The sequence below is a fragment of the Caulifigura coniformis genome, assembly GCF_007745175.1.
Lineage (GTDB): Bacteria > Planctomycetota > Planctomycetia > Planctomycetales > Planctomycetaceae > Caulifigura > Caulifigura coniformis.
In genome coordinates this window covers 3,323,837-3,339,608 of record NZ_CP036271.1, presented here as the reverse complement: position 1 = coordinate 3,339,608, position 15,772 = coordinate 3,323,837, and the positions used below count along the sequence as shown (strand labels likewise).

The window sequence follows — 15,772 nt, the reverse complement described above, 5'->3', positions numbered from 1 at the left end:
GATCTCGCCGTCGCCGCGGTCGCTGCATCTGGTAGAACCGGGACGCCCGACCGCTTGTCGCCGCAATAGGCCGGCCGGACAATTGACGGCAGTCCCGGTGCGTTCGAAGGTGTTGAGGCAGCATCAGGTCATGTCCAGACGGGGAGTACTTCCCCGAGTCCCGCGTTCGAAATGCTCCCCTCGACACCCGAAGCACTGATCGATCAGCTCGTCCGTCAACGGATTCTGAACGCACGCGAGCTGCCGGCTGACCTCATCAGCTCCGTGGCCAGCGGCACGGTCGACGCCGCGCTCGCCACGCTCGAACGCCGCGAACTCCTGACCGCGATGCAGATTGAGCGGATCAGGAAGGGCGACACCGACGGGTTGGTGCTGGGCGACTACAAACTTCTGTATCGAAACGCCTCGGGCAGCTTCGCCCGGGTGTACCGCGCCGCGTCGATCATCGATGGAACGATGATCGGCCTCAAACTCCTTCGCGAACGGTGGAGCGGTGACCGCGACATCGTGAACCTTTTCCACCGCGAAGGAGAGATCGGCCAGCGGCTCCAGCACCCGAACATCGTTCCGGTCTACGAATGCTCGTCGCAGGGGAAATTCCACTACATCACGATGGAGTTCGTCGAAGGGGGTAACCTCAAGAACTTCCTCAAGATCCGCGGCAAGCTGTCCCCCCTGGAAACCTGCAGGTTCATCCTCGATATGGCCCGCGGCCTGGAGTACGCCCTCTCCAAGGGCTACACGCACCGCGACCTGAAGCTGACGAACGCCCTGATGAGCGCCACCGGCGTCGCCAAGCTCATCGACTTCGGACTCGCGGCGGAAGATTCCGTCTTTTCCCGCGTCGGTGGCGACGAAATGCAGACGGCCCTCGAGTATTCCACGCTCGAACGCCATACCAACGCCCCCAAGAACGACTGCCGCAGCGATCTCTATTTCCTCGGCGGCATCATGTTCGAACTGCTGACCGGGGAGCCTCCCTATCCTCCCACCAAGGACCGGGAGGAACGCAAACGGTTCGGACGCTACCGCGATGTCCGCCCGGTCACCTCGATCGACCCGCGACTGCCGTACAAAGTGGCGGGCGTCGTCGACCGACTCATGCAGACGAATCCGGACAACCGTTTCCAGACACCTGGCGAACTCGTCTTCGAGATGGAAGCGATCGTTCGCGAACTCGGGGGCACAGTGACCCCTGTGGTTGCTGAAGCCGCCAAACCTGCTCCGGCCGATGCTGCAGCGACAACGACCAAGACGGCCCAGCCGACGATCCTCTGCATCGAGAATCGCCCCAAGCACCAGGACGTGCTTCGCGACTATTTTTCGCGTCACGGATTCAAACTGATCCTGGTGGGCGACATCGACCGGGCGATCCAGAGGGTGAACGCCACTCCGCCGGATTGCGCCGTGTTGATGGGGGACATCCTCGGAGACAGGCTGGAGTCCGAGAACGCCCGACTCCGCGACATGAACCGCATGCGAGACACTCAGTTCTTTATCGTACTGAGCGAAGGCCAGGCAAAGTTGAAATCGCAGTTGGCCGCGGAACTTCCGGGAGTCAACCTGCTCGTCCAGCCCATTACCCTGCGCGACCTGCGAAAGCACCTCACCGCAACCCTCGAGGGCCGGGCTGCCGTGTAATCGCGGGTGTTGGAGCATCCCCCGTCGAGTGAGCGGCCGGAGCTCGCCGCCGGTCCGGTTCGTGTCAGTCGTGCCACGGCTCTGTGAGCCGTGCAACTGCGGGACACGCCCCCACACTTGCGCATTGCCCCGGCCAGAAACCACAGCGACCAGGCGGCCCCCCGGATGACATTCCTCCCCACTGCGACGGTCGAAACTCTTCGGCTTCGCGCCCGCCTCCTCTCCGCAACGCGACAGTTCTTCGATTCCCACGGTTACTGGGAAGTCGACACGCCGCACCTCTCCCGCGACACCTGCATCGATGCCTGGATCGACCCGGTCGCGCTGCCGGCCGGCGTGAGCCCGACCTCCGGCCCGCTCTACCTCCAGACGTCGCCCGAGTTCGCGATGAAGCGGCTCGTCGTCGCCGGGGTTGATGCGATTTATCAGCTCGGTCACGTCTTCCGCGGTGGGGAATCGGGGCCGCGCCATAACCCCGAATTCACGATGCTCGAGTGGTATCGTGTCGGCGACTCTTACCACGACCAGATGACTTTCACCGAGGGTTTCGTCCGGTCCATCGCAGGCCTCGACCTCGGACCGCTGGCCCCGCCGATCTCGCTCCCGACAACCTTCGAACGGATCAGCTACGACGAGGCGTTCAAACACGCGATCGGAACGCGTGTGTTGTCGCTGGAGACGGCGGAGTTGGTGGGACTCGCCGCTCGCATCGGTGTGAACGCACCACAGTCGCTGAGCAGGACCGATCGAGACGGATGGCTGAACCTGCTCCTTGCCGAAAAGGTCGAACCGTGGCTGGCGACGCTCGGTGCGGTCTTTTTGCTCGACTATCCGGAGACGCAGTCGGCGCTGGCACGTGTTCGCCCCGGAAAACCGGCCGTCGCGGAACGATTCGAGCTCTACGTGGGACGAGTCGAGCTCTGTAACGGATATCAGGAGCTGACGGACGGCGAAGAACTGTTGCGACGGATGCGGAGACAGAACGATCTCCGCATCGCTGCGGGGATCCCGTCGTTGCCGGCGAACAGTCGGCTCGTCGACGCCCTGCGCGCAGGCCTGCCCGATTGCTCCGGCGTGGCGCTTGGGTTCGATCGCCTGTTGATGTGGCGGCTGGGAGCGGAGCGGATTGACGAGATCATTCCATTTCCGGTGGATCGGGCGTGATGGGAGTGGCTCGTTTCGAGTCAGCCTCCCTACTCTTACTCCCGAAACATCTCCGTCGGATCCTCCGGCCACTTGTGCTTCGGATACCGCCTTCGCAGCTCCTTTCGGACTTCCGAATAGGTGTTCGCCCAGAAGCTCGGGAGGTCGTCCGTCACTTGCTGCGCACGCATGTTCGGCGCCAGCAGATGCAGCAGCACTTTCACCCTTCCCCCCGCAATCCGCGGCGTTTCACGCAGGCCGAAGAAATCCTGGATCCGGGCGGCGAGAACCGGCGGGCGCCCCGGTTCGTAAGTCACGCGAGACGACTTCCCCGAGGGCAGCCCGATCCTTTCGGGAGCCTCGCGGTCAATCGTCTGCATCTGCTCCCACGTCAGCGAGTTCTTGATCGCATTCAGCCACGGGGCTGACCGCAGTTCCGCGAACGATCGCCGGCCGTTGCATAGCCCGCGAAGAACCGCGAGCCGCTGAGATTCGTCGAAAGCCGGCAGGTCGAGATCGGGCATCCAGTCCGCCAGCGACTGCACGCGGGCAAGGTAGCCAGCCACATCGGCATCGTCGGGAAATACGGACGACCAGCTCGATTTCGCCGCCTCGTACAACGCCTCCGCCGTCGCGTCATCTTCCGGTGTGGCGATCGGCGTTTCGCTGAGGACGAGGTCATCCCACAACACGCGCCGCCGGGCGACGATCTGCTTCTGCGAGGGATGGAAAAAGACTTCGTCGCTGGTGCGGATGAGTTCCGGCGGCAGCCAGTCGCGTTCGACTGCCGACGCCAGCCGCACCACAGCGTCCGGCTGGGCGTCCATGATGTCGACGCAAACGAACAGGTCCGCATCGGTGACACATGAGCCGGGGGCCAGCTTCACCCCGCGGCCGCCGACCATGATCGCCCGATCACTGCCACGATCCCGCCGCTTCGCGAGCCGATCAGGATAAGCGGCCAGCAGGCAGCGCATGACGATCTCGTCGCTCGCGGGATTCACCTCGTTGACGCGGCCGAGTTCCGCGTCGGCCGTCCGTCGCAGTTGGTCGGCCGCCTGCTGGATCAGCCGCGTTCCGCCGCGATGCAGTTCGCCCCAGGGCGTCTGGTCCTGGCCAGTTGAGAGAAACCGTTCGATCGCGGTCAGGCGGTCGACGACGTCGGAGTGTGACCGTGTCGATCGCGCCGTGGCGAGCGAGGACGGGCGTCCGCCTCCATGCCGCGGATTCGAAAACGGGTCGCGTTCCGAAAGATACGCCGCCAGCAGCGACACCCGCCGCGCATCGCCGCGGCGATGACCTTCGACGACCAGCCGTGCGAGCCGCGGATGCGTCGGCAGGCGGGCGAGCGTCTGGCCGAGTGGCGTGACGGCGCCGTCCTCGTCGATCGCTTCGAGCCGCTGGAGCAACCGCTCTGCGAGTCGAACACTGTCCGCGAACGGCGGATCGAGCCAGGGAAACGCGAGCACTTCGGTTTCCCCCCAGTCCTTCAACATGAGGACGGCGCTGGCGAGGTCGACGCGCGCGATCTCCGGCAGTTCACGATCGGGTCGGGACCGCTGGGCCGCCTCGTCCCACATCCGCCAGCAGACACCGGGAGCGGTCCGCCCTGCCCGACCTGCCCGCTGATCGGCCGAAGCTTTCGAAATGTTCGACAACTCGAGCTTGTCGAGCCCCGATTGCGGATCGTAGCGCATGATCCGCGCAAGTCCGCTGTCGACGACGATCCGCACGCCATCGATCGTCAGCGACGTCTCGGCGACGTTTGTCGACAGGACGACCTTTCGCCGGGGACACGGAGCAAGAACGGCATCCTGCTCTTCAGGCGGCATGTCGCCATACAGCGGCATCACGGCCAGGCCCAGTTGCCGTGCAAGTGGCTCGACCTCGCCCGCGGTCCGGTGAATCTCTCCGACCCCGGGCAGGAACACCAGGACATCCCCGTCCGCAGTGGTCACCGCCTTCTCGATGACGGCCGCGACCGCCGAGGGGAGAGGCTCGCGAGGGGACCGGCCGAGGTATTTCACCTCGACAGGAAATGCCCTCCCTTCACTCCGGACGACGGGACACCCGCCCAGCGCCCGCGCAATCGGCTCAGGATCGAGCGTGGCCGACATCAGCAAAGACCGCAGGTCGGGACGCACCGTCTGCTGCACACGGCGGACCATCCCCAGCGCAATGTCGCTCAAAAGGTTCCGTTCGTGGAACTCGTCAAACAGGACGGCCGCAACTCCGTCAAGAAAGGGATCGCTCTGGATTCGACGAAGAAAGACTCCCTCGGTCACCACCAGGATCCGCGTGTCGCGCGACTTCTTTTCATCGAAGCGCACCTGGTAACCCACTTCGCCGCCGACCACTCCGCCGCGTTCTTCGGCGATGCGCCTGGCCGCCGCCCGCGCCGCCATGCGCCTCGGCTCGAGCATGATGACCAGTTTCCCGGCCGCCCAGCCGGCATCGGCGACGACCGGAGGAACCCGGGTGGTCTTGCCCGCTCCGGGAGGAGCCTGCAGGACGAGGCTGTTCGCGTTTGCCAGCGCGCTGGCGACCGCCGGAAGAACGTCATCGATGGGAAGCGGTGACAGCACGAAGCACTCATGGAGCAATGGGAAGCGCCCATTAATGCGAAAAGCCCCGGGGTTTCAACCCCGGGGCTTTCTGCATCAAGTCAACAGTCCGTTAGAACGAACCCCAGCTGAAGGGGAGTTCTCCAAAGATCGCTCCACCGAATCCGACCGACGTGCCGAAGCTCGACGGGAAAGGATTGCTGGCGAACCCGGCGGTTGAAGAACCCGCCGAGATCCGGAAGGTGCTTTCGCCGACACCCGGGTAAAGGAAGGAACCACCCGCCGGAGCACTGAACGGAGGATTGCGTGAGGCCAGCCGCTGGGCGTTCCGGCGACGCGTTCCGCTCGTGAACGGCCCCTGGTTCGGAGGCGACTGCGTGTTCGTCCGCGATTTGAAGACGTCTTCCGCGTTGTTGTAGAACGCTCCGAGGTTCGTCACATCGGCCGAATCGCCGGTGTTTCCAGTGAACGTCAGGTCCAGCCGTGCCAGCGGGTCGCTACGGTAGGTCGTCACGACCGTCGGGTCGTTGGTGGCGCCCCAGGTTCCGGCACTCGTCGGCGGGACGACGGTCGAGACGAACGATTCGAAGTACACGTCGTCGCCGAAGTTGCCGCTGAAATTGCTGTTGGTGACATTCATGATCACGCCGGACTTGTTCGTGAAGTTGCCGAATCCGTCGCTGATGAATCCTCCGTCATCCGTGGTGTCGCCGTTGGCGCCCGCCTCCATCGTTCCGATCCGCACCACCATGCCGGTCGAGCTGAAACCGCTGTTCAGGCCGTTCGCCGTCACGCTGTTGTTATTCATGTTGAATCGCATCTGTGACTGGGCGTCGATGCTGCCGTTGCTGCTGAGTGCCACCGTCGAAGCGGCACTCTGGCTTTGATTCCGGTCGGCAGTGAATACCACGTACACGCCTTCCAGGAGGTTGTTGGCAACGATGTTGTTGTCGAACGTGATGTCGGTGTTGGTCTCGGTGGTATTACCCAGCTGCAGGACGTCGAAGCCGCGTCCGTCATTGAAGGAGATGTTGTTGTTGTCGACGATCAGCGTGTCGCCGAACGGTCCGATGCCGCCGGTGAACTCGATGCCGTCGCCGCGGTTATTCACGATGTCGTTATTCTGCACCACGATGAAGCTGAACGTGGGGCTCTGGATGTCGATGCCGGCGTCATCAGCTCCATTCGAGCCGTTCTGCGTGATCATGTTGCTCGAAATGACCACCGTGCCGGCGCCCTGCGCCGAGATGCCGTCGTTCGCGTTGCCCGAGATCAGGTTGCCGTTTCCGACCGTGCCGATCTGCAGCAGTCCGCTCGAAGCACTCAGGTTGATGCCGTGGCGGCCGTTGTTCGTGATCTCGTTGTTGGTCCAGTTCCCCGAGACGCTGCGGCTGTCCGCCGGAGCGTTGATCTGCTCGCTGGTCAGGATGCCGTCCGTGCCGTTGTCCGAGATCAGGTTGTTATCCATGTTCACGTCGATGTCGGCGTCGGCCCGCACTTCGAAGTGCACACCGGCCCCGGTCATCCCCGTGATCGTATTGTCATTCATCTCGTAGTAGTCGGTCGAATCGGTGTTCGCCGCAATCAGGAACACGCCTTCCGTCTGGTCCGTGATCGTGTTGCCCGAGATTTCAAGGCGATCGCCGAACTGTCCGATCGATCCCGATTCCTGACGCTCGATCCGAATTCCGTTCGTGCCGTTTCCGTTGATCGTGTTGTCGTTGATCGTCAGGCCGCCGATCACGCCGCTGTCGCGGGCCAGAAGGTCGACGCCGTTCGAAGCGTTGCCGGTGATCGTGTTGTTGTTGAACTCAGACGTTCCGAGCAGCTGGGCCGTGTCCTGGACGAGCACCCGCACTCCCTGGCCGTTGAAATCGGGCAGGGCCCCGGCCGTCGTATTCGTGATCGTCGAGTTCGACATGCGGATGTCCGCCGTCGAGGCGTTGCTCAGCACCGCTCCGACGCCGGCCGAGCCATTGCCGTCGAACGTGTTGTTGCCGGCGGAGCCGTTGAGCAGCATGTTGGCGGAACCCGCCGTCTGGATCCGCACGCCCATCTGACCGTTGCCGACCAGGGTGTTGCCTTCGAAGTTGGTCACCTGCAGGTTGGCGGTCTCGACCAGGTTGACGTTGAGGCCGCTGTTGCCATTGCCCGAAATCTCGTTGTTGGTGAACGTCGTCGTCACCACGCCCGAGTTGCCGTTCAACCCGATGTTCACGCCGCTGCCGCCGGTGTTGTCGGTGATCGTGTTCGAATCGAAGTCGATGCCGAAGTCGGCGCCACCCGTATCCGGATTGACGATGTTCACCCCGTCACCATTGGTATGGCCGGTGATCGTGTTGCTGCTGATCGAGGCGTTCCCAGCCGTCGGCAGTGTGCTTCCGCCGGCGACGTTGAACTCGATGCCGTTCGTACCGTTGTCGATCACGTCGTTGCCGTTGATCGTCATCGAGCCGATGCTCGAACCGTTGTCCATGCCGATCAGGATGCCCGCCAGCCCGTTACCGCTGACGCCCGTGCCAGTCGCGGCCTGGGCCAGGTTCAGGATCCCCGTGGCGTCGAACGAACCGCTCAGCACCGCCCCGTTGGAGAACGTGGCCGTGAAGATCGTGCCGGCGATGTCGGCCGTGTTCTGCACTGCGGCGGCGGCGAGATCGCCAACCGTCATGTCAAAGTGCAGCGGAAGGTCGCCATTGTCGAAGTCGGTGAAGGCGAGGTCCAGCGTCGTGCTGCCGTCCGCAACGGCCCCCGGCTGCTGGATGCCGGCGACGACGGCCGTGCCGTTGATCGTCTGCAGGCCGGTGTCAGCCGCGTTGGAGTACAACTCGAAGGGGAACCCGGCTCCACGAGTGGTCGCGAACGTCAGGCCGGTCGGAGCCACGTCGTACTGCACCGAATCGATCAGGACCAGCGGGTCCGCCACCGTGTTGGTGATTTCCCAGTGAACACCGGAGATCGTCGCCAGCACACTGGCCCCCGGCAGGACCGCGCCCTGGTTGTCCGAGACGTCCAGACTGCCGAGGTTCGCGTTGTCGGCATCGTAATTGAAGCCGTTCAGCACGTTGTCGATGGCCGTGTTGCGAACAACGCTCAGGCTCGCCGTGTTGTTGTTCGTGAGCGAGACCCGCAGGCCGTCTGCCCCGTTGTTGTCGAAGTTCGAGTCGGCAACGGTCAGGGCACCCGCGTCCATGTTCGCGATTTCGAGGGCCACGCCTTCGGCCCCGTTGCCCAGGGTGATGTTCGACTCGAGGGTCACGTCCGGAACGACGACCGTCGTATCAAACCCGTCGAGGACGATGTTGATGCCGGCGCCCCCGTTGCCCGTCGACGTATTCGACTGGGCCGCGACGGCCACGAGCGTGTCCGCGTTGCTGGGGCTGGTCAGGCTCACGCCGATTCCGTCCCCGCCGTTCGCGAACGTCTCGTTCGCCACGATGTCCACGTTGCCGAACGAGGTGTCGACGCCAGTCAGCAGGATGCCGTTGCCACCGTTGCCGGTCGAAAGGTTGCCGCGGAACTCGACGTTCGGCTGGGTGACGGTCGTGTTGAGCGAGTCGAGCTGAACGTTCAGGCCATTGCCGACGTTGGTCTCCGACGCATTGTCGGCGATGACCAGGTTCGAGAGTGAGGTGCCAGCGGCCCCGTTATACAGGAAGCCGTCGATGCCGCTGCCGGTAATGATGTTCGTCTCGACGTTCAGCGTGCCCACGGAAGCCGTGTTCTGGACGTCGACCAGCATGCCATAGTCGGCCGCGCCGGTCACGCCGTTGCGGTTCATCGTCCCGTTGATGAGCGAAGCGTTGTCCAGCAGCGAGAGCTGGATGCCGTTCTGAGGAACCAGGCCGTCGCCGTTGACGGTGTTGTCATCGAGATGGACCTCGTTTCCGACCGCGCTGCCGGAGAGTTCGACCAGGATGCCGTTGTTGGTGGCATTGGTGACGACGTTGTTCACGATGTTCACGTCCACCGTGCCGCTGTCGCTGAACCACGAGATGCCGTTGGTTCCGCCATCCGTGGTGTTGCCGGAGATCGAGCCGCCGGTGATGTCCGAGGCGGTTGTGTTGACGATGATCGGCTCGCCGCCATTTCCGGTCGCGGTCATCCCGACGACCGAGACGCCCTGATCGAGCGTCGAGTTCGCCACCTGGATTTCGACGCCGTCACCGAAGTTGTCGATGGCGCTGCCGGTTCCAATGCTGATTCCGCCGGAGGCGACGTTGTCGAAGTTCACGTTGACGCCGTCGCCGTTCGTGCTGCGGTCCATCAGGCCGGCAATCTGGATCTCCGCAATGTCCGTGTCGACCACGTCGATGTCGACGTTGTCGGCGAAGTTATCCGAGATGATCGATTCGCCCGAGCTTACGACACGGACCGAGGTCGCGTTGTTAGCGTCGATGCGGATGCCGCTGCCATTGGCATTGAACGAGGCACTGGAGGGGTTCAGCGGGTCGGAGGACAGGAACTGCAGGTCGAGCGAGCCGTCGTTGGTAATGAGGGCCTGCAGGCCGTTCAGCCCGCTGTTGTCGAGATTCACGGTATCCAGAATGCCGCCGACGATTGACCCGGCGCCGTCGGCTCCGAGGAAGACGTTGTCGGCGTTCGTGCCTGCTCCGCCCTGCGACAGGTCGACGCGGAGAGCATTCACCGCCGCCGTTCCGCCGCTCTGAGCGACCGCGCGGACGTTCTCCTCGAAGTTCTCCATCGTCTGGGCGTCTTCCAGGTCGACCTGGATCTGGCCGTTGTTCGTGGCGAGCGCGTCGATGCCCTGTCCGCCGTTTCCGTTGATACGGCCGTCACGGAACGCGAAGCCAACCGCGCTGTTCACCCCGTCAGCCGAGAGACTCACACCATCAGCATTGCCTTCGGAAATCGAGCTGCTGACGCCCGACCAGTCGACAAACTGCTGTCCGCCAGCCAGTGAAGCCAGCCGGACCGAACCGCTGTTCGCGATCAGGTCGGCGGTGACGTCGGTCAACGTCCAGCTTGCGGTCGAGCCGGCGCCGGTGACCTGGCCAAAAATGTTGTTGTCGGGGTTGTCCGAGAAGTTGACGTTGGTCGCCCGCCCGACGAGCGAGCTGGCTCCATTGGCGCCGGTCAGCACTTCGTAGTGCAGACCCTGCGAACCGTTGTTGTTGGCGACCGTGTTCGTCAGCGTGATGTCGATGTTGGAGTTGTTGTCCGCCAGCAGGTTCACGCCCCGTCCGCTGTTGAGCTGACCGCTGCGGGCAAAACTGCTGTTGGAGATCACGGCCAGGAAGTCGGAGCTGTCGCCCACGGCCCCGTTCGAGACGTTGACGGACAGGCCGTGCAGGCCGGAATCGGATCCCTGGACATTCGCGAGATACAGCTGCGACTCGGCCCCGTTGGTCACGGCGCCATTGATGGCCGACTGGCCGGCGCGGGCGAGATTGACGTCGATAAAGATCGACGTCAGCTTCGTGCCGGCATCGGTGGCCAGGAACTGGTAGGCGTCGCTGCCGCTGTCGGTCGCGAGGGTCGGATCGACAAAGAACTGGACGACCGATCCGCCGCTGGCGTTCACTTCGAAGGCGTTGTCGCCGTTGAGGCTCAGGTTGCTGTTGGTGATTTCGGCGTAGACGAGCGAGTTGTTCGTGGCGTCAAGGTGGAAGCCGTCGACGGCGTTGCTTGAGGCGTTGATGTTCTGGAACTCGAACAATCCGGTCGCGTCGTCGATCGTGGCTGCAATGCCGCTGGCGCCCGTGCTGCCGCTGGCGTCGACGTTGTAGCCGCGAACGGTAAGCAGGGTTCCGGCTGACCCCTGCATGTTGATCAGCGTCCCTGCCCCGTCGACGTCGACGTTGGCGAGGGCGATATTGCTCTGCCCCGGATCGCCGGTGGCCTGGATTTGGATGCCATCGCCATTGCTGTCGATGTCGGCATTCAGCACCGTCATGTTCAGCATGCCGTTCGTCTGGCTCAGGACCAGCCCGGCGACGTCGCTGTCGTTCGTGTTCAGAACATTGATCTGGCCGACGACGTCGGCCCCCAGGGCGTCAATCTGCACGCCATAGGCCCCGCCGGACGTGTTGATGTCCGTCATCGACAGGTCAAGCCGGTCGCCACCCTGGTTCCGGATGAAGATGCCGGTCTGAAGATCGGCGATATTGGGCACGTCGATGTTGTTGAGAATGCCCCGCCCGCTGGCGTCGGTGATGGTGATGCCGATGTCCGAGTCGATCTGGACGTGCTCGATCCGGAAGTCCTGGACGAACGCGCCGAAGATCCCGGAGGCCGTGCCGCCGGTCATGTCGAAGTTGATGACCTCGTTGTTGTTCGCCAGCGTCACGATCGGAACGTTGGCCAGCGTCGGAACGAGCGTCGGCCGCGGCCCGGTCTGGTCGAAGAACTGGTCCGGAATCTCAACCACTCCACGGCGATCCGTGTTGAGCGTGTAGACCTGGCCTTCGCCGAACAGGTGCTGGTTGTTCTCGAGAACGATGTTGCCGACCGTGTTGCCCACGCCGCGGCGAACGAGGATGTAGTCCGAGCCCGGAGCCGAACCCGGCAGCGCGGTGAACGGATTCTCGAAAGTACCGTCGCCAGGAGCGACCTTGGTGTTGTCGACCCAGGTGATGTTAAACTCGTTGCCAGTGTCGACGTTGATGAGCGGAACGAAGACCTTCTCGCGGTCCTGGGCCAGCTGCACGGGCTGGGCGCGGCGGACAGGGTCGTAACGCCGGGCGGCGCCGCTGCGGTCACGCTGGAACTTGAAGGGGGAGGTCGCTCCGCCGCCGTACCAGATGGTGGCGCCGACGTTCAGGTTCGTGCCGAAGCGATCGTCGTCGGTGACCTGGAAGTTCACCGTCGAGCTCTGGCCGACACGGGCTTCCAGGCGGCTGCGGACACCCCAGGTGTCGTTGTCGTTGGCGGTCAGGAAGTACGTGCCGCCATACAGGCGCAGGAAGGTGGCCACAGGAAGCGGAACGCCAGCTTCAGCGTCGAAGCCCGCGAGAGACCGTTCGACCTGGCCCCTGCCGATCGTGCCGAAATCGTGACCCTGGAAGGCCAGCTCGGTCCCGGGATCGACGACGCCAATGAAGTTATCACGATCGCCGAACGGCATGTAGCCGTTGGCCCGCAGGTCGAGCCACTGGTGGAGATATTCCGCTCCGATGGTGGCCTGCTGGTAGTTGTGGCCGTAATTGGATTCGTAGTTGTCGTACCAGCCGTGCACGCCGGCGACTCCGCCATCATACATCGTGCGGACGCCCAGGCCCAGGTTCGTTCCGAGCCGGCCATGGTCGTTCATCGTGCCGTTGAGCTCGGTGAACAGGTGCGACTGCCCGAATTCGAGCCATTTCGTGCGGACACCGACGCGGGTGTAACCGCTCTGGAATCCGACGCCGTCGCCGCTCATGCGGTCGACCTGCATCCACGATCCGCCGTCATTCGACAGCGACATGGAGCCGCTGTAGTCCTCGAGCTGGACGACGCCCGTCTGCTCGTTGACAACCTGACCAAAGGCCGATTGCGACGAGGCCAACAGGGCCGCACCCAGACAGAACAGGCTGACTCGCGTCCAGTTCATGAGGCTCTCCAACAGCCCGACAGTGACGGAAGTCCTTTCCGGCACACGCGCAGGGCCAACCATGGGCGTCTTTGCGCCCGCGCAATGCGGGTGCAGAGACTCTGCAGTCTTCAGGAATTTCGGAATTCTCCGGTTTTGACGATCAGTCAAACTTTGACGGCAATTCCGATTTTGCCGTCCCGGTTCGATGCCAGGCCCTCGCTGCCCTTCCCGTCGATGTCCAGCATGCCCGAATGGGGGCAGGAAGGCCGGGTTCTGCAGCCGCGGACTTTGGGATCGCGCCGGGTTTTTCCACAGCGCCCACGCCCGGTCAAGACGTTCCGCGAAATCTGCATCAGGATGCCGCACAACCGCGCAGAATCCGCCGACTCTCGCTGGAAACCGGGGTCAATCAACAGCTTCCGAGATCCAGCCCCCCGGCGGAAAGCCGCCCATCACGCCGTAAAAGGAGTCGATCGGTGCGCCATTCTGCCGATGACCAGAATTCCGGGGCAGAGCCCGGCTGAGGACCGCGAGGGGTCAATCACGCCTTCGAAAAGGCAATTCGCCCCCTCTTGCAATCTCGCCGGGCCTGTGGTCCGATGACCACCGAAGCCCAATGCCCTCCCACGGATGGAGCATCTGAGCCCGCCTCGCATCCCAGGCTCACTTGAGAACCGGCCACCCTCATGCACAACATTGCCTGCATCGTCCTTGGCGGCGGGAAAGGAACCCGCCTGCTTCCCCTGACGGCCGAGAGGTCGAAGCCGGCGGTCCCCCTGGCCGGGAAGTACCGGATCATCGACATCCCGATCTCCAACTGCATCAATAGCGGGATCCGGCGCATCTACCTTCTGACCCAGTTCAACTCGGTCAGCCTCCATCGTCACATCCGCCAGACCTATACATTCGACCAGTTCTCAAACGGATTCGTCGAGATCCTGGCCGCCCAGCAGACGAACGAAGGCGAGGCCTGGTATCAGGGAACGGCCGACGCCGTCCGCAAGCAGCTCCGCTACCTGCAGCAGCCAGGCATCGACTACGTCCTGATCCTCTCCGGCGATCAGCTCTACCGGATGGACTTCCGGGACATGCTGAAATACCACCAGCAATCGAAGGCCGACGTCACCATCGCCGCCCTCCCCGTCGACGCCGCAAAAGCCGCCTCCTTCGGCATCATGCGGGTGAATGACGATTTCCGCGTGGAAGGATTCCTCGAGAAGCCCAAGACGAAGGCCGAGCTCGACCTCGTCCGCACCAGCCCCGACTGGATCGACGCCCGCGGCATCCCCAGCGAGGGACGCGATTGCCTCGCCAACATGGGCATCTACCTCTTCAACCGCAAAACCCTCGTCGAGATGCTCGAAAAGACGACCTACGCCGACTTCGGCAAGGAAGTCTTCCCCGCCGCGATCCGCGCCCGCAAGGTGCAGCTCCACCTGTTCGACGGCTACTGGGAGGACATCGGGACGATCCGGTCGTTCTTCGAAGCCAACCTCGCGCTGGCTGCTCCCAATCCACCGTTCCGCCTCGACCTGCACGACTCTCCAATCTACACCCACGCACGCTTCCTCCCCCCGACACGCATCGACGGCGCATCGATCATCGGCAGCCTCGTCGCCGACGGCTGCCGCATCGAACAGGGGGCCGTCGTGAAGAACAGCATGATCGGCCTGCGGTGCTACATCGGGCCCGATGCCACCATCCAGGAGTCGGTCCTCATGGGCGCCGATGAGTATGGTTCCCAGGGCGAGCGCACGGGAGATGAACCGGCCCTCGGCATCGGCCAGGGCGCCGTCATCGAACGGGCCATCGTCGACAAGAACTGCCGCATCGGCGACCGCGTCACTCTCCGCCTGCCGAAAGGGTTCCCCGAAAACGGCGAACGCGGTCCGGTCCTCGTCCGCGACGGCATCATCGTCGTTCCCAAGGGAACCAGTCTGCCGGACGGCTGGACGTTCTAACCAGCGGCCGCTCGCACAGCGCCGCTCCACCCGATGAACAGAATCGAAGCCGCGGAACGCACGCTCTTCGATTGGCTCGCGCTGCGCGATCCGCTGCCGACGTCCCCCTGCGACGCGGTGATCGGTTTCGGCCACTTCGATCTGGCGATTCCGTGGCACTGTGCCGGCCTCGTCAGGCGAGGGGCCGCGATACGAATGATCTTCACAGGCGGAATCGGCGCCGGAACGGCCGACCTCGGCGGCCCCGAAGCGGACTCCTTCGCTGCCGAACTGGCGATCCAGCATCCTGATCTCGCGCAGCAGGTCGTCATCGAGAACCGTTCGACGAACACGGCCGAGAACATCCGTTTCACGCGCGAAATCCTCTCCCACTGCAATCCGCCGCTGGCCTTGGGCGCGGCGATCCGATCCGTGCTGCTCGTGGCGACTCCTTGCCGCATGCGCCGCGTCGCGCTGACCTGGCGAAAACTGGCGCCGGAAACCCCCGCGTGGAGTTCGCCTCCCGACACCGGCTACGAAGCTCTGAGCACTTTGTACGCGAGTAAGGGAGAATCAATTCGGGACCAGCTGATCGGTGAGTTCGACCGGATCCGCGACTACCCGCTCCGGGGTTGGATCGCGCAAATCGAGATCCCGCCCTCCATCGAGGAATGTGCGAACATCATCAGAAACTCATTAAGACCCGGCGCCCCCTCAGCGAACGCCTGAGCGTCTGAAGCTCTGCCCCGCTCCGCCAAATGGGGTACACAATCTGACGATATCGACGCATCGCTGATGCGTCCGGGCAACATCTCAGGAACCGGGCAACTCGCCAGGGCTTTCCCTGTTTTTCTGCCGTAGAGTTTCACTGCAATGTCTTGTTTCTGAAGTGCGGATGTCGGCGCGGCCGACGATCGTCCGTCGGACCGGAAACAGGGTGGGCAAGTCCCTGT

At 63.6% G+C, this 15,772-nt stretch carries 6 protein-coding genes; 4 read left to right on the top strand and 2 right to left on the bottom strand.

Annotation, left to right across the window (positions count from 1 at the left end):
* Positions 1 to 171: 171 nt before the first annotated feature.
* Together Pan44_RS13455 and epmA are read left to right on the top strand one after the other, a co-directional pair.
* The gene (locus Pan44_RS13455) at positions 172 to 1,641 is read left to right on the top strand and encodes a serine/threonine-protein kinase (protein WP_145030559.1); all 1,470 of its coding nucleotides are present in this window, start codon (positions 172 to 174) and stop codon (positions 1,639 to 1,641) included.
* A 165-nt stretch (positions 1,642 to 1,806) separates the two neighbouring features.
* Positions 1,807 to 2,805 carry an EF-P lysine aminoacylase EpmA gene (gene epmA / locus Pan44_RS13450; protein ID WP_145030558.1) on the top strand — a complete coding sequence of 333 codons (999 nt, stop codon included), beginning with the start codon at positions 1,807 to 1,809 and terminating at the stop codon, positions 2,803 to 2,805.
* Between the two features lie 35 nt (positions 2,806 to 2,840).
* Here epmA and hrpB read toward each other — a convergent pair whose 3' ends face one another.
* Complete coding sequence (gene hrpB / locus Pan44_RS13445) at positions 2,841 to 5,369, bottom strand: ATP-dependent helicase HrpB (RefSeq protein ID WP_197454066.1); 2,529 nt, start codon at positions 5,367 to 5,369, stop codon at positions 2,841 to 2,843.
* Positions 5,370 to 5,460: 91 nt separating this feature from the next.
* Positions 5,461 to 12,897, bottom strand: coding sequence for a right-handed parallel beta-helix repeat-containing protein (locus Pan44_RS13440; protein WP_197454065.1), 7,437 nt, complete (start codon positions 12,895 to 12,897; stop codon positions 5,461 to 5,463).
* A 668-nt stretch (positions 12,898 to 13,565) separates the two neighbouring features.
* Between Pan44_RS13440 and Pan44_RS13435 the strand changes: the two genes are divergently transcribed.
* A complete protein-coding gene (locus tag Pan44_RS13435) occupies positions 13,566 to 14,840 on the top strand; it encodes a glucose-1-phosphate adenylyltransferase (protein WP_145030556.1) in 1,275 nt (424 codons plus the stop codon).
* 33 nt (positions 14,841 to 14,873) lie between these two features.
* Positions 14,874 to 15,548: a YdcF family protein gene (locus Pan44_RS13430; RefSeq protein WP_145030555.1), complete on the top strand. Its 675-nt coding sequence runs from the start codon at positions 14,874 to 14,876 to the stop codon at positions 15,546 to 15,548.
* Positions 15,549 to 15,772: the final 224 nt, after the last annotated feature.